The organism is Dyella solisilvae (genome assembly GCF_003351225.1).
In the GTDB taxonomy this organism is placed as follows: domain Bacteria; phylum Pseudomonadota; class Gammaproteobacteria; order Xanthomonadales; family Rhodanobacteraceae; genus Dyella; species Dyella solisilvae.
Map to the genome: position 1 here is coordinate 303,967 of NZ_QQSY01000003.1, position 16,701 is coordinate 320,667.

General features: G+C 64.6%; 13 protein-coding genes and 1 riboswitch. Of the genes, 5 read left to right on the forward strand and 8 right to left on the reverse strand.

What is annotated here, in order from left to right; genetic code table 11:
• Positions 1–4: 4 nt before the first annotated feature.
• On the forward strand, positions 5–1,297 hold the full coding sequence (locus DVT68_RS13520) for an adenylosuccinate synthase (RefSeq protein ID WP_114825616.1): 1,293 nt from the start codon (positions 5–7) through the stop codon (positions 1,295–1,297).
• 295 nt (positions 1,298–1,592) lie between these two features.
• Positions 1,593–4,241, forward strand: coding sequence for a M1 family metallopeptidase (locus DVT68_RS13525; RefSeq protein WP_114825617.1), 2,649 nt, complete (start codon positions 1,593–1,595; stop codon positions 4,239–4,241).
• Positions 4,242–4,448: 207 nt separating this feature from the next.
• Here the strand turns inward: DVT68_RS13525 and DVT68_RS13530 are convergent, their stop codons facing one another.
• Positions 4,449–6,032: a carbohydrate-binding protein gene (locus DVT68_RS13530; RefSeq protein ID WP_114825618.1), complete on the reverse strand. Its 1,584-nt coding sequence runs from the start codon at positions 6,030–6,032 to the stop codon at positions 4,449–4,451.
• 502 nt (positions 6,033–6,534) lie between these two features.
• Here DVT68_RS13530 and DVT68_RS13535 point away from each other — a divergent pair.
• Positions 6,535–7,053 carry a hypothetical protein gene (locus DVT68_RS13535; RefSeq protein WP_147281735.1) on the forward strand — a complete coding sequence of 173 codons (519 nt, stop codon included), beginning with the start codon at positions 6,535–6,537 and terminating at the stop codon, positions 7,051–7,053.
• Positions 7,054–7,147: 94 nt separating this feature from the next.
• Here the strand turns inward: DVT68_RS13535 and gcvP are convergent, their stop codons facing one another.
• Positions 7,148–10,039, reverse strand: coding sequence for an aminomethyl-transferring glycine dehydrogenase (gene gcvP / locus DVT68_RS13540; RefSeq protein WP_114825620.1), 2,892 nt, complete (start codon positions 10,037–10,039; stop codon positions 7,148–7,150).
• 53 nt (positions 10,040–10,092) lie between these two features.
• A riboswitch (glycine riboswitch) is annotated at positions 10,093–10,186 on the reverse strand.
• A 202-nt stretch (positions 10,187–10,388) separates the two neighbouring features.
• Here gcvP and DVT68_RS13545 point away from each other — a divergent pair.
• Positions 10,389–10,808, forward strand: a complete 420-nt coding sequence (locus tag DVT68_RS13545; protein ID WP_114825621.1) for a VOC family protein — start codon at positions 10,389–10,391, stop codon at positions 10,806–10,808.
• Between the two features lie 201 nt (positions 10,809–11,009).
• On the forward strand, positions 11,010–11,303 hold the full coding sequence (locus tag DVT68_RS13550; RefSeq protein WP_114825622.1) for a GYD domain-containing protein: 294 nt from the start codon (positions 11,010–11,012) through the stop codon (positions 11,301–11,303).
• Between the two features lie 75 nt (positions 11,304–11,378).
• Here DVT68_RS13550 and DVT68_RS13555 read toward each other — a convergent pair whose 3' ends face one another.
• The 6 genes from DVT68_RS13555 to DVT68_RS13580 all read right to left on the reverse strand — a co-directional run bounded on the left by DVT68_RS13555 (position 11,379) and on the right by DVT68_RS13580 (position 16,641).
• Positions 11,379–12,173: a TonB-dependent receptor gene (locus DVT68_RS13555; RefSeq protein WP_147281736.1), complete on the reverse strand. Its 795-nt coding sequence runs from the start codon at positions 12,171–12,173 to the stop codon at positions 11,379–11,381.
• 251 nt (positions 12,174–12,424) lie between these two features.
• On the reverse strand, positions 12,425–13,024 hold the full coding sequence (locus tag DVT68_RS13560; protein ID WP_114825624.1) for a cytochrome c3 family protein: 600 nt from the start codon (positions 13,022–13,024) through the stop codon (positions 12,425–12,427).
• 2 nt (positions 13,025–13,026) lie between these two features.
• On the reverse strand, positions 13,027–13,599 hold the full coding sequence (locus DVT68_RS13565; RefSeq protein ID WP_114825625.1) for a nitrate reductase cytochrome c-type subunit: 573 nt from the start codon (positions 13,597–13,599) through the stop codon (positions 13,027–13,029).
• A 13-nt stretch (positions 13,600–13,612) separates the two neighbouring features.
• Entirely contained in the window at positions 13,613–16,108 is a 2,496-nt protein-coding gene (gene napA, locus DVT68_RS13570; protein ID WP_114825626.1) for a periplasmic nitrate reductase subunit alpha, read from the reverse strand.
• 11 nt (positions 16,109–16,119) lie between these two features.
• Complete coding sequence (locus DVT68_RS13575) at positions 16,120–16,401, reverse strand: chaperone NapD (protein ID WP_114825627.1); 282 nt, start codon at positions 16,399–16,401, stop codon at positions 16,120–16,122.
• 78 nt (positions 16,402–16,479) lie between these two features.
• Positions 16,480–16,641 carry a periplasmic nitrate reductase, NapE protein gene (locus tag DVT68_RS13580; protein ID WP_114825628.1) on the reverse strand — a complete coding sequence of 54 codons (162 nt, stop codon included), beginning with the start codon at positions 16,639–16,641 and terminating at the stop codon, positions 16,480–16,482.
• Positions 16,642–16,701: the final 60 nt, after the last annotated feature.

Below are 16,701 nucleotides of genomic sequence, written 5' to 3' on the forward strand. Positions count from 1 at the left end.
CATCATGGGCAAGTCAGTAGTCATCCTTGGCGCGCAGTGGGGCGACGAAGGCAAAGGCAAGATCGTCGACCTGCTGACCGAACAGGTCAAAGCGGTCGCTCGTTTCCAGGGTGGCCACAACGCCGGCCACACGCTGGTGATCGGTGGCAAGAAGACCGTGCTGCACCTGATTCCGTCGGGCATCCTGCGTGACGACGCGCTGTGCCTGATCGGCAACGGCGTCGTGCTGTCGCCGCAGGCGCTCAAGCAGGAAATCGAGGAGCTGGAAGCGCAGGGCGTGGAAGTGCGCTCGCGCCTGAAGATCAGCCCGGCCACCCCGCTGATCATGCCGTACCACATTGCCGTGGATAAGGCGCGCGAAGCCGCCGCCGGCAAGTCGGCGATCGGCACCACCGGCCGCGGCATCGGTCCGGCCTACGAAGACAAGGTGGCTCGCCGCAGCGTGCGCGTCGCCGACCTGATGTACCCGCACGAGCTGCCGGAGAAGATCAAGGCGGCGGTCGAGTACCACAACTTCATCCTCACCCAGTGGCTGAAGGCCGAGCCGGTCGACTTCCAGCAGGTGCTGGACGATGCGCTCGCCTATGGCGAGTTCATCCGCCCGATGGTCGACGACGTCGCCACCATCCTGCACGACGTGCGCAAGGAAGGCGGTCACATCCTGTATGAAGGCGCCCAGGGCGCGCTGCTCGACATCGACCACGGCACCTATCCGTACGTGACCTCGTCCAACACCACCGTCGGCGGCGCCCTGGCTGGTACCGGCGTGGGCGCGGGCGACATCGACTACGTGCTGGGCATCTGCAAGGCCTATGCGACGCGCGTGGGCGGCGGTCCGTTCCCGACCGAGCTCAACGACGAGATGGGCGAGCGCCTGCGCAAGGTCGGCAACGAGTTCGGCGCCAGCACCGGCCGTCCGCGCCGCTGCGGCTGGATCGACCTCGTCGCGCTCAAGCGCGCCGTGCAGATCAACGGCATCAACGGCCTGGCCATCACCAAGCTCGACGTGCTCGACGGCCTGCCGAGCATCAAGGTCTGCATCGCCTACGAATATCGCGGCAAGCGCCGCGAGCTGGCCCCGCTGGACGCGGACGGCTGGGCCGAGTGCAAGCCGGTGTACCTGGAGTTCCCGGGCTGGGACGAGTCCACCGCGGGCATCCGCGAGTGGGACAAGCTGCCGGCCGCCGCTCGCGCCTACCTGCGCGCCGTGGAAGAGCTGTCGGGCTGCAAGCTGTCGCTCGTCGCCACCGGCGCCGACCGCGACGACACCATCGTGCTGGACGATCCGTTCGCCTGATCGGTCATCGATGAGTTGCGCAGAAGAGCCCCGCATTGCGGGGCTTTTTTGTGGGCGCTTTTGTGCCGGACTACTCGCGATTCATGGGGAAAAGACGCTGGATCCCTGCTTTCGCAGGGATTACCAGCCATGCGTGGCACCTCTTCTTGTCGTCATCCCTGCGAAAGCAGGGATCTAGGGCCTTGGCCTCCCGCCCATGACTTCCGGCCATATCGACCGGTATCGTCATGTCCCAACATCGAAGTGTTTTGCGTCCAAGAGGGCCGGTCCAGGCCCACCAAATAGGGGATACAACATGCGTACTCGCCTGGTTTCCGCCATTGCGCTGGCTTTGGCTGGCGTGACCTTCACCGGAGCCGCCCTGGCCGCCGCTGCAGCGCCAGTGGCACAGACCACCACCCAGCTTCCGCGCGCGGTGCGTCCGACGCACTACGCCGTGTCGATCACGCCACACGCCTCGACGCTGACGTTCGACGGCAAGGTGACGGTGGACGTTGAAGTGCTGGCGCCCACCAACAGCATCACGCTCAACGCCATCGACATGAGCTTCGCCACGGTGGCGCTGACGGGCGGGAAGGGCGCGCCAGCGCTGACGCCCAAGGTCAGCGTGGACAACGATGCGCAGACGGCCACTTTCACCTTCGACAAGCCCATCGCCAAGGGCAAGTACCAGCTGGCGATGAGCTACAGCGGCAAGATCGGCACGCAGGCCAACGGCCTGTTCGCCATCGACTACGACACCAAGGCTGGCAAGAAGCGCGCGCTGTATACCCAGTTCGAGAATTCCGATGCACGTCGGTTCATCCCGTCGTGGGATGAGCCAAACTACAAGGCCACGTTCGATCTCGACGTGACCGTGCCCGCGGGTGACATGGCGGTGAGCAACATGCCGGTCGCGTCGAAGACCGATGCCGGCAACGGTCTCTCGCACATTACATTCCAGACTTCGCCGAAGATGTCGACCTACCTGCTGTTCTTCGGCACGGGCGAATTCGATCGCATCACCACGAACTCCGAAGGCGTGGAGATCGGCGTGGTCACCCAGAAGGGCCTGAGCGAGCAGGGAGCGTTCACGCTGGAATCGGGCAAGGCGGTGCTGAAGGAATACAACGATTACTTCGGCGTGCCGTATCCGCTACCCAAGCTGGACAACGTCGCCTCGCCGGGCAGCAGCCAGTTCTTCTCCGCCATGGAAAACTGGGGCGCGATCTACACCTTCGAATACGCGTTGTTGCTCGATCCGTCGTTCTCCACGCTGCAGGACAAGCAGAACGTGTTCGGCACCGCTGCGCACGAAATGGCGCACCAGTGGTTCGGCGACTTGGTGACCATGCGCTGGTGGGACGACCTGTGGCTCAACGAGGGCTTCGCCTCGTGGATGGCCTCGCGCACCACCGACCGTCTGCATCCCGAGTGGAATACCAAGCTCGACGCCGTGGGCATTCGCGAAGGCGCCATGTCGCGCGATGCCGTGGTCACCACGCATCCGGTGGTGCAGCGCATCGACACGGTGGAACAGGCGAGCCAGGCGTTCGACTCGATCACCTATTCCAAGGGTGAGTCGGTGATCCGCATGCTGGAAAGCTACGTCGGCGCGGACAACTGGCGCAATGGCGTGCGCAGCTACATCAAGGCCCATGCCTACGGCAACACGGTGTCCGACGATCTGTGGCGCGCCATGGACGCGGCGGCGCCGGGCAAGCAGGTGGCCACCGTCGCGCATGAGTTCACGCTGCAGCCTGGCATCCCGCTGATACGCGTGGAAGCAGGCGAGTGCACCAACAACACGGTGACGCTCAAGCTGACCCAGGACGAGTTCACCAAGGATCGCCCGGACAAGAAGCCGCTGCGCTGGCATGTGCCGGTGACCGCGCAGAGCATCGGCGGCAAGCCGGTGCACGCCTTGGTGGATGGCGAAGCGACGCTGGCCGTGCCGGGTTGCGGTCCGGTGCTGGTCAACGCTGGCCAGAGCGGTTACTACCGCACGCTGTACGCGCCGGCGCAGGTGGCGGCGATCAAGGGGAGCTTCACCAAGCTTGAGCCGATCGACCAGCTCGGCGTGATGAGCGATACCTGGGCGCTGGCGATGGCGGGCCTGCAGCCGGTGTCGGATTTCCTCGACCTGGCCCAGGCGACGCCGGCCGACGCCGATCCGCAGATCTGGGACGAGGTGGCGAGCAGCTTCGCCGCGCTCAACGACTACTACCGCGGGGACACCAAGCGGCAGGCCGCGTTCCGCGCATACGCCACCAAGCGCCTGTCGCCGGTGTTTGCACGCGTGGGCTGGGAAGCCAAGCCGAACGAGAGCGTGCCGACGACCATCCTGCGCAGCCATCTGATCAACGTGCTGTCCAGCCTGGGCGACACCACGGTCATCGCCGAAGCCCGTCGTCGCTACGCCGCGCAGGCGACTGATCCCAAGGCCGTGCCCGCCGAGCTGCGCAAGACCATCCTCGCGGTCGTGGCCAGCCATGCCGATGCGGCCACCTGGGACCAGATGCACACCGCCGCCAAGGCCGAGACCACACCGCTGGTGAAGGACCGTTTGTACGCACAGCTCGCTTCGACCGAAGACGAGGCCCTGGCCAAAAAGGCGCTGGATCTGGCGCTTACCGATGAGCCGGGCGCGACCAACAGCGCCGGCATGATCCGCATCGTGTCGCGCCTGCACCCGGAGCTGGCCTTCGACTTCGCACTGGCTCATCGCGAAAAGGTCGATCAGGTGGTCGATGGCAGCTCGCGCAGCCGCTACTACCCGACGCTCGGCGCCACGGCGTTCGATCAAGCAATGGTCGACAAGATCAATGACTACGCCACCAGGTACCTGGCGGCAAGCTCGCGTCGCGATGCCGACACGGCGGTGGCCAACATCAAGTACCGCATGATGGTCCGCAACGAGCGGCTGCCGTCGGTGGATGCTTGGTTGGCGAACAACGGCAAGTGATAGCCGCTGATTGAACCGTGCTCGTCATGCCACATGGCTGATGCAGAAGGGCCCCGCCTTGCGGGGCCCTTCTGTTTATTGCGCCCGCCCGCGTCCGGGCAGGATCGCGCTTATCGCACCGGGCCGACCTGATTCGGCTGGCGGTACGAGTACTTCAGCCCGGCGAGCTTGGGCCTGCCGTCGTCGAGGGGCTGTCACGCTTTGCCATTACTTGCCCAGATCCTTCAGGAACTCCTTGGTGTATTGCAGCGAGGTGGTCGACGGCACCGAGTTGCAGGTGGCCGAAGCGGTGGTCTGGTTACACGGCGTGTCGCGATCCAGCGACCAGAAGTGCAGGCCGGCGAGGCCGTTGCTGACGGCGTAGCTGGTAATCGTGTCGGCGTTGGCGATGCTGAAGTTCTCGGTGGACACATCGTTGACGCCGATCATCGGGGTCAGCTCGATCTTGCTGGCCGGGATGCCGTAGGTGTGCTGAAGGTTGGTCACCGCCTGGATCGCGGACTGGCCCATGTCGCACACGCCGTTGGAGACAACGCACACGCCTGCGCTCGGGCCGCCGAAGTCCATCACCATCAGGTTGATGGTGTAGTTGGTCAGCGAAGAGGCCTTCACCGCCTTGATCACCATGTCGCCGAGGCTGTTGACGCCGCCGTAGCTGCCATCGGACGCACCCAGCGTGGCGAGGGTGAAGGAGAAGCGCAGGTTCGGATACAACGTCTGGCCGTAGGCTGCGGCAGCGACGAGGTTGTTGATCTGCGCCTGGGTCTGGCCGCCCTCGATGTCGAAGTCCACGCCCACCATCTGCGGCGACATGTAGCGCGAGAGGAAGCTGGCGAAGTTGGCCGTGCTGCCGCAGGTGAAAGTGCCGGCCTGGCCGCCAGTGGAGACCACATAAGGCAGGCCCGCGCTCGACAAGGCCGAGATGTTGGCGCTCGCGAAGCTGGCGCCCGCCACACCACCCCAGTTCTCGCTGCCGCACTCGCCGGTGGCGAAGGCGAGGGTGATGGCGCTCAGGTTGGTGACGTAGTTCGACTTGAGGCTTCCGGCGCCGACGACCGGAATGGCCGAGCCGGTGGCCGCCGCCGTCTGCATCACATTGGTGTTCCAGTTGAGATTGACGGTGATGTCCTTGTACGGACTGAACAGCAGGTTGGCCCCTGTGCCCGGCGGGTTGGTGGTGGAGCCGCCGCCCGAACCGCCCGTGCCACCCGAGCCACTGCCGCTACCCGAACTGCCGCTACCCGAGCCGCTGCTGCCGGTGCAAGAGCCTTGCGAGGTCCACGGTTCACCGGAGCCGGTAGCGCCGCTGTTGGTGGCGGGGTCGTTGCCTTGCGTCCACCAGTTGGCGACATAGTTGATGCCGTTCTCGCTCACGACCGTGCCGCCGTTGTAGGCGGTGGTGGAAACCCATGCCGCTGCGCAGGAGCCGCCCGAACTGCTGCTGCCTCCGCTGCCCGAGCCACTGCTACCGCTACCGCCACTCGAGCTGCCGCCGCAGGCGCCCTGCGAGGTCCACGGCTGTCCCGATCCGGTAGCGCCGCTGCTGGTCGCCGGGTCATTGCCCTGCGTCCACCAGTTGGCGACATAGTTGATGCTGTTCTCGCTGACGACGGCGCCGCCCGAATAGGCGGTGCTCGAACTCCATGCCGCAGCGCAGGCCGGTGCGCTTTGCGCATGCACGGTCTGCACGGGAGCCATGGTCAACAGGCTCATGGCCATCACGCCGCCGGCAGTCGTGCCGAACGCGTGAAGCGCCATGCGTAGCCACATCACCGATTGCTTTACTCGCATAGGGTCATCTCCTAAGTCGTACTGCAGAGTTGGGTGAATGCTGGATTGGCGACTGGCCGGTTCCGTCGGCCATCAGGGCGGTTCGTTCCGATGTGATCCTGCATAGCCAGCGGCGCTGGCCGCGGCTGGAGCGATGTCGTCTTGGGAACCCTTTATGACAACGTTGTCTCCGATGGCACGGTGAAACTGTGATGCCCGCCATGAAAACGACAGTTGCCAAACGTGCTCATGGCAAAGTGGCTATGTCCCGCGTCGCAGCAAAATTGCGGTGAATTTCAGCGACTGAGAACGCTGCATATGGCCGTTTTTCCGATTTAGTTGATGGTGCGGTGCGATGAGTGGCGTTTGGCTGCAAATTGGCCCAGGTCAGCCCCAAATGCATCATCTGACAACGTTGTCCGCCGTGGCGATCCGCGGGACATACGGCGTGCCAGGCGAAGCTGCGCCACGCGCGGCATGGCGAAGTGCGGGCGAGGTCCTCACGGCCGTTGCATGCGCACGCATGCACGTGCGCGAACCGGTAGCATCGCTTCGAACGTCGACGCGGGGGGCGTCGATGTCGCAACCAGACAGGGGAATGTTCATGGTTCGAAAGTACAAGCAGGACCGCTGGTACTGGCCGGAGCTCGGCAATCTCGCCGACGCGGAGCAGGCGTCGAATGCGGGTAGCTGGGCCGCCGTGTTCTGTGCGGCCGTGACTGCGATTGTCGCCGCCATCAGCATGTTCAGTGGGAAGTCGATCCTTGGCATCAACGCGATGGCTTTTGGTGATGCCGCCGTGTTTGCCGTCATCGCATGGCGCATTCGCGCCAGGTCCAAATCGTTCGCCGTGATCGGCCTGGTGCTGTTCATCCTCGAGAAGATCTACCAGTTCGCCACCCAGCCGCAGGTGCTGGGCTTTGGCTTGTTCATGGCGATCATCCTTACGCTCGCCTTTGCCAGTGGCGTGCGAGGCACGTTCGCTTATCACCGCATGCGCGAGGCGTTGGCGCTGGAGCGGGCGGCAGCCCAGGAAGCTTGAGCGACCAAGCGCCCTTGACGTCAGTCGGCGGCGCTGAAAGCAGAAAGGGCTCCGCACGCGGAGCCCTTTCCTTTTGCGCGATGCTGAAACGCGCTTACGCGACGTTCGGCTCGCTGAAGGCCTCGATCTCGCCCTTGAACGCTTCCACCGGCACGCAGCTGCAGAAGACGTTCTTGTCACCGTAGACGTTGTCCACGCGGGCCACCGGCGACCAGTACTTCTGGAACTTCAGGCTGGGCAGCGGGAAGGCGGCCAGCTCACGGGGGTAGGCGTGCGTCCACTCGGATGCCGACACCATCAGCGCAGTGTGCGGCGCGTGCTTGAGCGGATTGTCCTCGCGGTCCAGCTTGCCGGTTTCGATCGCGCGGATTTCGTTGCGGATCTGGATCATCGCGTCGATGAAGCGATCCAGTTCGTACAACGATTCGCTCTCGGTCGGCTCGACCATCAGCGTGCCGGCCACCGGGAAGCTCAGCGTCGGCGCGTGGAAGCCGAAGTCGATGAGGCGCTTGGCCACGTCTTCGGCGCCGATGCCGGTGGCGTCCTTGACCGGGCGCACGTCGAGGATGCACTCATGGGCCACCAGGCCATTGCGACCGGTGTAGAGCGTCTCGTAGTGCGGCGCCAGGCGCTTGGCGACGTAGTTGGCGTTGAGCAGGGCCACCTGGGTGGCGCGGCGCAGGCCGGCGGCGCCCATCATGGTGATGTACATCCAGCTGATCGGCAGGATCGAGGCCGAGCCGAAGCTGGCGGCCGACACCATGCCGACATCGCCTTCACCACCGAAGGTGCGCGGCAGGAACGGGGCCAGGTGCGACTTCACTGCGCAGGGGCCCACGCCCGGGCCGCCGCCGCCGTGCGGGATGCAGAAGGTCTTGTGCAGGTTGAGGTGCGAGACGTCCGAACCCCACTTGCCCGGCTTGGCGACGCCGACCAGCGCGTTCATGTTGGCGCCGTCGGTGTACACCTGGCCGCCGTGCTCATGCACGATCTCGCAGATCTTGACGATGTCTTCCTCGAACACGCCGTGCGTGGACGGGTAGGTGATCATCAACGCGGCGAGGCGGTCGCTGAACTTCTCGGCGGCGCGCTTGATGTCCTCGACGTCGACGTTGCCGTTCGCATCGCACTTGGTCACCACCACCTGCATGCCGCACATCTGCGCGGAAGCCGGGTTGGTGCCGTGCGCCGATTCCGGGATCAGGCAGATGTCGCGATGGCCTTCGCCGCGCGAGCGGTGGTAGGCGCGGATCGCCAGCAGGCCGGCGTATTCGCCCTGCGCGCCGGAGTTCGGCTGCAGGCTCACCGCGTCATAGCCGGTGCACTCCACCAACATCGCTTCCAGCTCGTCGATCAGCTGCTTGTAGCCGGTGGCCTGGTCGGCTGGCGCCAGCGGATGGATGTTGGCGAACTCCGGCCACGTCACCGGGATCATCTCGGCGGTCGCGTTGAGCTTCATGGTGCAGCTGCCCAGCGGAATCATGGTGCGATCCATCGCCAGGTCCTTGTCGGCCAGCGAACGCATGTAGCGCAGCAGTTCGTGCTCGCTGTGGTGCGTGTTGAAGGCCGGGTGGGTGAGGAACGTGGTCTTGCGGACCAGGTCGCGCGGCAGTGCGTCGTGCACCTGGGCGTCGAGCGCATCAATGTCGGCGATGGTGGCGCCGAACACGGCGGCCAGCGCAACGACATCAGCACGCGTGGTGGTTTCGTCCAGGCTGATGCCGACGCTGCTGGCGTCGATCGCGCGCAGGTTGATGCCGGCCGCGCGGGCCTTGGCGTGCAGTGCAGCGGCATCCACGCCGGTGACGTGCAGGGTGTCGAAGAAGTCCGCGCCGACGGTCACGCCAGCCTGGCGCAGCGCGACGAACAGGATCGAGGCCAGTCGATGCACGCGGCGGGCGATGCGGGTGAGGCCTTCCGGACCGTGGTACACGGCGTACATGCTGGCCATCACGGCCAGCAGCACCTGCGCGGTACAGATGTTGGAGGTGGCCTTCTCGCGGCGGATGTGCTGCTCGCGGGTCTGCAGGGTGAGGCGGTAGGCCGGCTTGCCTTCGGCGTCGATGGACACGCCGATCAGGCGGCCCGGCATCGAGCGCTTGTAGCTGTCACGGCAAGCCATGAAGGCGGCGTGCGGGCCGCCGAAGCCGAACGGCACGCCGAAGCGCTGGGTGTTGCCGACCACGATGTCGGCGCCCCATTCGCCCGGCGAGGCGATCAGGGTGAGGGCGAGCAGGTCGGTAGCCACGCAGACCACGCCGTGGCGCGCGTGCACCGCGTCGGCCAGCGCCTTGTAGTCGTTGATGCGGCCGAAGGTGTTGGGGTACTGCAGCAGCACGCCATAGCTGTCGACGCTGGTCGCTTCGCTGTCGTCGCCGATGTGCAGGTCGATGCCCATCGCCTCGGCGCGGGTCTTGATCACTTCCAGCGTCTGCGGATGCACGGCGCTGGACACGAAGAACACGTTGGACTTGGACTTGGCCGAGCGCTTGGCCAGGGTCATGGCTTCGGCGGCGGCGGTGCCTTCATCGAGCAGGGACGCGTTGGCGATCTCCATGCCGGTGAGGTCGGCGCACATGGTCTGGAAGTTGATCAGCGCTTCCATGCGGCCCTGCGAGATTTCCGCCTGGTACGGCGTATAGGCCGTGTACCACGCCGGGTTCTCGAGGATGTTGCGCAGGATGACGTTCGGGGTCAGCGTGCCGTAGTAGCCCTGACCGATGAAGCTCCTGAACACCTGGTTCTTGTCGGCGATGGCGCGGATCTTGGCGATCGCTTCGACTTCGGTGATCGGCGCCGGCAATGCGAGCGGGGCAGGCGACTTGATCTTGCCCGGCACGATGGCGTCGGTCATCGCTTCCAGCGAGTCATAGCCGACCACGCCGAGCATGGTGGCGATTTCCGCGTCGTTGGGGCCGATGTGACGCTCGATGAAGGCGTCGTGGTGCTCGAGGTCGCGCAGCGAAGGATGGGCGTTCTGACTCATGGCAGGGGCTTCCGGAAATGACCGATAACGGCCGGACGTGCAAGCCGCACGTGAAGCGCCCCTCTGTCCTTTTGCCTGAGAGTTTGGAAGCTTGCGCTTCGTGCCCCTTCGGCGCCGGATTCAACCGGTCTCTCCAGAGTGTTGGTGCGTAGTGATGGTATGGGGCCTGAGCGATTACGGGCGTTGCGCCTTCGGCAGCGGCTCGCACCGCTTCTCCCACCACACGCTAAACGACAATTATAAGGTGCCGGGGAGCGGAATGCCTCCCCTGCGGGGGTATCCTTCAGGCACGATGCGGAATCCGTCTCAGGTCGCATAAGATGCGCCGCCCCTCGCCAAGGACCGTGCCGTGAGCCATCCCCCGTTCCAGCTGGCGCGAATCGACCATGTCGTGTTGCGCGTGCGCGATGTCGCCGCCATGCAGCGTTTCTACTGCGATGTACTGGGCTGCCGCGAGGAGCGTCGCCAGGACGAGATCGGCCTGATCCAGCTGCGCGCCGGCGATTCCCTGATCGACCTGGTTTCGCTGGACGGCAAGCTCGGCCGCCAGGGCGGCGCCGGGCCCGGATCGGAGGGGCACAACATGGACCATCTGTGCCTGCAGGTGGAGAACTATGACGAAGCGGCCATCGTGACGCACCTCGAGGCCCACGGGGTACGTGTGGGCGAGATCGGCTCGCGCTATGGCGCCAGGGGCGAGGGGCCATCGATCTACCTGTACGACCCACAGGGCAACATGGTCGAGCTGAAAGGCCCGCCACACGCCTGATCCGCGTCGCTTCCGCCTTACCTCTACTGGACGAGTGCGCGCTCGGCAGTTTTGTCGTAAGTTGCTGCGTCGACCGTCGGTTCTCCCCGCGGTCGATGGCGCCTCGCGTCCGCTGGATTGCCGTCTGGCGCTCCGGGACCGACGTCGCTGCAGTTACCGCCCAGGTCCCTCCGAACGCTTGAATCGACGAGGAGAGTGAGCATGGCGACATTTATTGCGTTGACCCGCCTGACCGACCAGGGCATGCGCGCGATCAAGGACACGACCCAGCGGGCCCAGTCGGTGAGGGCCCTGGCCGGAAAGTTTGGCGTCAAGGTGAAGGATCTCTACTGGACGCTCGGTCAGTACGACATCGTGGTGGTCATCGAGAGCGACGACGAACTGTCGGCCACGGCCTTTGCAGTGAGCATCAGTGCGGCGGGCAACACTCGTTCGGAAACCCTGCGTGCCTTCACCAGTGAAGAGATGGGGACGGTGCTGGCCCGGATGGGGTAGTGCAGCGAGGGCTCGTCGTGGCGGGCCCGCCCGGCGCCGGGCTGGGCTCGCTGCGTATCGGTCATCGCCGTCCGCTCAGAACTGGTAGGTGACGCCGAAGCCGCCGCCAGTCGTGGCGAGGCTGATCTGGTTGCCGTCCTCGTGGCTGCTTTCGTCTTGCGCGTAGTAGCGGTGGAAGATGTAGCCGGCCAATTTCCAATGGGGCGAAAGCCGGTAGTCCAGCCCCACCACGGCTTCCCAGTTCGTCTGTGCGGTGTAGACCTCGCCGCCTTCAGTGCGAAAGCTGTTGACCCAGGGCAGGCGTCCCCAGGTGGCGTCGGCCGTCAGGCGCCACTTGTCCGTCAGCGGATAGCGCAGATGCAGGCCGAAGATCGGCACCGGCATCTCCTGCACATAGAAATCCTCCTTGAGTTCGTTGCCCACACTGTCGGCGGCGACCGTGCCGCGCATCCTGAAATTGAGCATCACGTAGGTCGCGCCGATGCTCCCGTAGAGGCCGCCACCCTGGCCTACCTCGACCAGTCGATGCCAGTAGGAGGCGTCGAAGGCAAGGGAATCCTGGAAGTTCGTGGCGGTGTTCATATGGCCGGGTGCGATGGTGGTGCCGTTGAAATACACCGGCACGTCGGTCGTCGCGTTACCCAGCAGCTGGTGCGTGGCGAAGCCGAAATGCAGCTCGCTGACATCGGAAAACGCCTTCCACACCTGCAGGCGTATCGTCTGCATGTCGTTGACGTTGAGGTCGTCGCTGAAGTGCAGGCGGGTGCCCTGGATCGCGTTCTCGCGCACCTGCACCCATCCGTTGGGCACGCTCACTTCGCCGGCCAGTTGGATATGCCAGGACGTGTCATCGGTCTGTGCGTGCGCCATGCACGACAAAACCAGCAACGGCAGCAGGAGCAACCTGCGCCGGGCACGCAACCCTTGCCGCACGATCGATAGGGCGCTTGCGATCATGGCCGGGAGTACGGCGGCGCTGGGCGGAGTACCGTTCCCTGGCAGTGATCCCGCCGGACTCCATCCGGGAGCTTACGTCGCCGCAAGTAGCGGGCGGTGCAGATGGTGTGAAGGAGCAATCCTGTGCGGCGGATGAAATGATTTCCATCCGCACTTGTGGTTGGTCAACCTTGCGGTATCCCGGCCATGTCCGGCAGATGATGGGCGATGCCCTTGTGGCAGTCGATGCAGGTTTTCTCTCCCGTGCCCAGCCAGCGTTGGTGAATCTGGGCGGCTCTCGTTGACTGCCGGGTAAGGTCCATGGAGGCGTAGTTGTGGCAATTGCGGCACTCCAGCGAATCGTTGGCCTTCAGTCGCGCCCATTCGCGTTCGGCCAGTTCCAGGCGGTTGTCGAGGAATTTCTCGCGCGTGTTGATGGTGCCGAAAATCTTGCCCCACACCTCCTGCGAGGCCTGCATCTTGCGCGCGATCTTGTCAGTCCACCGGTGTGGCACGTGGCAGTCGGGGCAGGTGGCGCGCACACCCGAGCGGTTGGTGTAGTGGATGGTGGTCTTCAATTCCTGGAACACGTTGTCGTGCATCTCGTGGCAGCTGGTGCAGAACGCCTCGGTATTGGTCGCCTCAAGCGCGGTGTTGAAGGCGCCCCAGAAAATCACGCCAGCAATGAACCCGCCCAGGGTCAGGAAGCCCAGGCTGTAGTGCACGCTCGGGCGGCGCATTGTCCGCCAGAACATGGCGGCCCAGCTCTTGATGCGCGGCCACATGGTCAGTTCGCCTTCTGCACGGGCTGCTCGGACATCACGGTGTCGATGTCCTTGAAGTTGTTCGCGACCAGCGGCTTGGCGTCCGTCTGCGTCACGTGGCACTGGGTGCAGAAGTATCGCCGCGGCGAAATGGTGGCGAGGATCTGCTCGTCACGATCCATGTAGTGAGTGACGCTCACCGGCGGCGCCTGGAACCTGTCGGCATTGGCGCGCGCGTGGCACAGCAGGCAGCGATTGGAATTCTTGTCGATCTGGTAGTTGTCGATCGAGTGGGGGATGGTCGGCGGCTGCATCGGATATGCGCGCACGCGCTTGATGTCGGTGTTCTCCACATGAGCCATCACCGGCGGGCTGGCCTCCTCGGCGATCGGGACGCCACGCCGGATCGCATCGATCTGGTTGCTGGCCGGGCGCGCCTCGGTGGCGCTGGCTGGGGCAGTTGGCTTCTGTGCAGCAGCAACCGGCTCCGATACGGCCGAGGACGCCGGGGCGGACTTGCGGCCGACCGCGTAACCGACCGCGACGGCCACGACGATGGCCAGCAGGGCAATGGCAACAACAGGCTTGTCACGCATCTGGGCGCTCCTCCTAGACGGCCACGACCTTGACGGCGCACTTCTTGTAGTCGGTTTGCTTGGAGATCGGGTCGGTCGCATCCAGCGTGACCTTGTTGATCAGCTGGCCGGCATCGAACCAGGGCACGAACACCACGCCGGGCGGCATGCTGTTGCGCCCGCGTGTCTCCACGCGCGAACGCATTTCGCCGCGGCGCGACACCACCTTCACCTCGTCGCCGCGCTTGAAGCCGCGCGACCTCGCGTCGTCCGGATTCATGAACACCACGCCCGAGGGGAAGCTGCGGAACAACTCGGGCACGCGCATGGTCATCGAACCGGAATGCCAGTGCTCGAGCACGCGGCCTGTCACCAGCCACATGTTGTACTCGGCGTCCGGGCTCTCGGCGGGCGGCTCGTAGGGCAGCGCCCAGATCACCGCGCGCCCGTCCTTGTTGCCGTAGAACTCGAAGCCGGCGCCGGCCTTGACGAAGGGGTCGCTGCCCTCGCGATAGCGCCATAGGGTTTCCTTGCCATCCACCACGGGCCAGCGCAGGCCGCGTGCCTGGTGGTAGGCATCGAACGGGGCCAGGTCGTGGCCGTGGCCGCGGCCGAACGTGGCGTACTCCTCGAACAGACCCTTTTGCACATAGAAGCCGAAGGCAGCCGACTCGTCGTTGTCGTAGCCCGCTTCGATCTGCGAGGTGGGGAACTTGTCCACGTTGCCGTTCCTGAACAGCACGTCGAACAGCGTCTTGCCCTTGAATTGCGGGTTGGCGGTCAGGATCTCCGCCGGCCAGCATTCGTCGGTGGTGAAGCGCTTCGAAAACTCCATCAGCTGCCACAGGTCCGACTTCGCATCGCCGGGCGCCTTGACCAGTTGGTGCCAGAACTGGGTGCGGCGTTCGGCGTTGCCATAGGCGCCTTCCTTTTCCACCCACATCGCGGCAGGCAGGATCAGGTCGGCCGCCTGCGCCGTGACAGTGGGGTAGGCGTCGGAAACCACGATGAAATTGCGCGGGTCGCGATAGCCGGGATAGGTCTCCTGCATCAGGTTGGCGCCGGCCTGCATGTTGTTGTTGACCTGCACCCAGTAGGCATTGAGCACGCCATCGTGCAGCTTGCGGTTCTGCTCCACCGCATGGAAACCGGGCTTGGGCTGGATGATGCCTTGCGGGATCTTCCAGATTTCTTCCGCGCGCTTGCGGTGCTCAGGATTGGTCACCACCATGTCGGCGGGCAGGCGATGGCTGAACGTGCCCACTTCGCGCGCGGTGCCACAGGCGGAGGGCTGGCCGGTGAGCGAGAACGGGCTGTTGCCCGGGGTGGAGATCTTGCCAGTCAGCAGATGCAGGTTGTAGACCATGTTGTTGGCCCACACGCCGCGTGTGTGCTGGTTGAAGCCCATGGTCCAGAACGACATCACCTTGGTCTTCGGGTCGGCATAGAGTTCGGCCAGCTTCTCCAGCCAACCCTTGTCCACGCCGGTCATTTCCACCGTCTTTTCCAGCGTGTAAGGCGCGACGAAGGCGGCAAACTTGTCGAAGTCGATGGGTTCGCTGGCGCCCGGGTCCTTGGCGTTCTTGGCCTTCTGTTCCAGCGGATTGTCCGGTCGCAGGCCGTAGCCGATGTCGGTGACGCCCTGCTTGAAGTTGGTGTGCTGGTTGACGAAATCCTTGTTGACGCGACCGGTCGTGATGATGTGGTTGGCGATGTAGTTGAGGATCACCAGGTCGGTCTGCGGCTTGAACACGATCGGAATGTCAGCCAGGTCGAAGCAGCGATGCTGGAAGGTCGACAGCACCGCGACCTTCACGTTCGGGTTCGACAGGCGATGGTCGGTGACGCGCGTCCACAGAATGGGATGCATCTCCGCCATGTTCGAGCCCCACAGCACGAACGCATCGGTAGCCTCGATGTCGTCGTAGACGCCCATCGGCTCGTCCATGCCGAACGTGCGCATGAAGCCCATGACGGCCGATGCCATGCAATGGCGCGCGTTGGGGTCGAGGTTGTTGCTGCGGAAGCCGCCCTTGAACAACTTGTTGGCGGCGTAGCCCTCCCATACGGTCCACTGGCCGGAGCCGAACATGCCAATCGAGCCGGGGCCTTTTTCCTTCAGCACGCGCTTGAACTGCTCGGTCATCACGTCGAAGGCTTCGTCCCACGAAACCGGGGTGAATTCGCCATCCTTGGCATAGGCGCCGTTCTTCTTGCGAAGCAGGGGCTGGGTCAGGCGATCGCCCCCGTACATGATCTTGGAGAGGAAATAGCCCTTGACGCAGTTGAGGCCGCGATTGACCTCGGCGTGCACATCGCCATGGGTGGCCACCACGCGGCCATCCTTCACCGCCACGTTCACGCCGCAACCGGTGCCGCAGAAGCGGCAGGGGGCCTTGCTCCATTTCATCTGGGTGATGTCGCCTTCGAGCAGCACATTGGTCGCGCTCGCAGGCAAGGCGATGCCGGCGACCTTGGCGGCAACCGCAACCGCCGTGTTCCGAATGAATTCCCGTCGCGTCATGCTCATGCGTCAGTTCCTCACGTGTGTGCGACCGGGCCAACCGGTTCGTCCAGTTCCTCAGGCGATTCGGCGTGGTGGTAAATCAGGGACACGCTGATCACGCCCGGCAAATCCCCCATGCCATCGATGAGGTCCATCACCGCGCGCTGATCGTCGGTTTCGCAAAGCACGACGCAGCGACAGTCACCGTGCGCGGCGATCTGCAACGAAGGATGGGCGCGGGCGAACGACTGCACCGCTCGCAGTGCATCGGGTCGGTGCAGTACGACAAGGCTGGAAATATGCTGCTCGCTGCTCATGTAACCGTCCTGCCAGAGGTGGGACAACGGTCATGCGATCATGCGGTCGTTACGGAAAAGCGTGGGCGACGAACCTGCTCATCTCCCCGGCGGTCCGCTGACGAGCATCTGCCAGATCCAGACGACGAATCCATAAGAGGCGACGATTGCAATCGCCAGGATAGGAAACAGGGCAATGGTCAGCAGCAGGAAGACCGTGCGCTCCTGGCGCTTCAGGCCCATCTCCGGTGACGATTCCATGCGCGCCTCCAGAAGGAAGGTAAGCTGTATCTGGGTCGGTGTTTCTAGCGTAGCACCGAT

Excerpts from the sequence above, each read along its gene's own strand:
- DVT68_RS13560 (WP_114825624.1), bottom strand. The coding sequence starts at position 13,024 with ATGTGGCCGCGCATCAAGAGCTGGGCCGCCATGTTCTGGCGGACAATG.
- gcvP (WP_114825620.1), bottom strand. The coding sequence starts at position 10,039 with ATGAGTCAGAACGCCCATCCTTCGCTGCGCGACCTCGAGCACCACGAC.
- DVT68_RS13580 (WP_114825628.1), bottom strand. The coding sequence starts at position 16,641 with ATGGAATCGTCACCGGAGATGGGCCTGAAGCGCCAGGAGCGCACGGTC.
- DVT68_RS13525 (WP_114825617.1), top strand. The coding sequence starts at position 1,593 with ATGCGTACTCGCCTGGTTTCCGCCATTGCGCTGGCTTTGGCTGGCGTG.
- DVT68_RS13520 (WP_114825616.1), top strand. The coding sequence starts at position 5 with ATGGGCAAGTCAGTAGTCATCCTTGGCGCGCAGTGGGGCGACGAAGGC.
- DVT68_RS13555 (WP_147281736.1), bottom strand. The coding sequence starts at position 12,173 with ATGGCGCACGCACAGACCGATGACACGTCCTGGCATATCCAACTGGCC.
- DVT68_RS13535 (WP_147281735.1), top strand. The coding sequence starts at position 6,535 with ATGCACGTGCGCGAACCGGTAGCATCGCTTCGAACGTCGACGCGGGGG.
- DVT68_RS13550 (WP_114825622.1), top strand. The coding sequence starts at position 11,010 with ATGGCGACATTTATTGCGTTGACCCGCCTGACCGACCAGGGCATGCGC.
- DVT68_RS13530 (WP_114825618.1), bottom strand. The coding sequence starts at position 6,032 with ATGCGAGTAAAGCAATCGGTGATGTGGCTACGCATGGCGCTTCACGCG.
- DVT68_RS13575 (WP_114825627.1), bottom strand. The coding sequence starts at position 16,401 with ATGAGCAGCGAGCAGCATATTTCCAGCCTTGTCGTACTGCACCGACCC.
- DVT68_RS13565 (WP_114825625.1), bottom strand. The coding sequence starts at position 13,599 with ATGCGTGACAAGCCTGTTGTTGCCATTGCCCTGCTGGCCATCGTCGTG.
- napA (WP_114825626.1), bottom strand. The coding sequence starts at position 16,108 with ATGAGCATGACGCGACGGGAATTCATTCGGAACACGGCGGTTGCGGTT.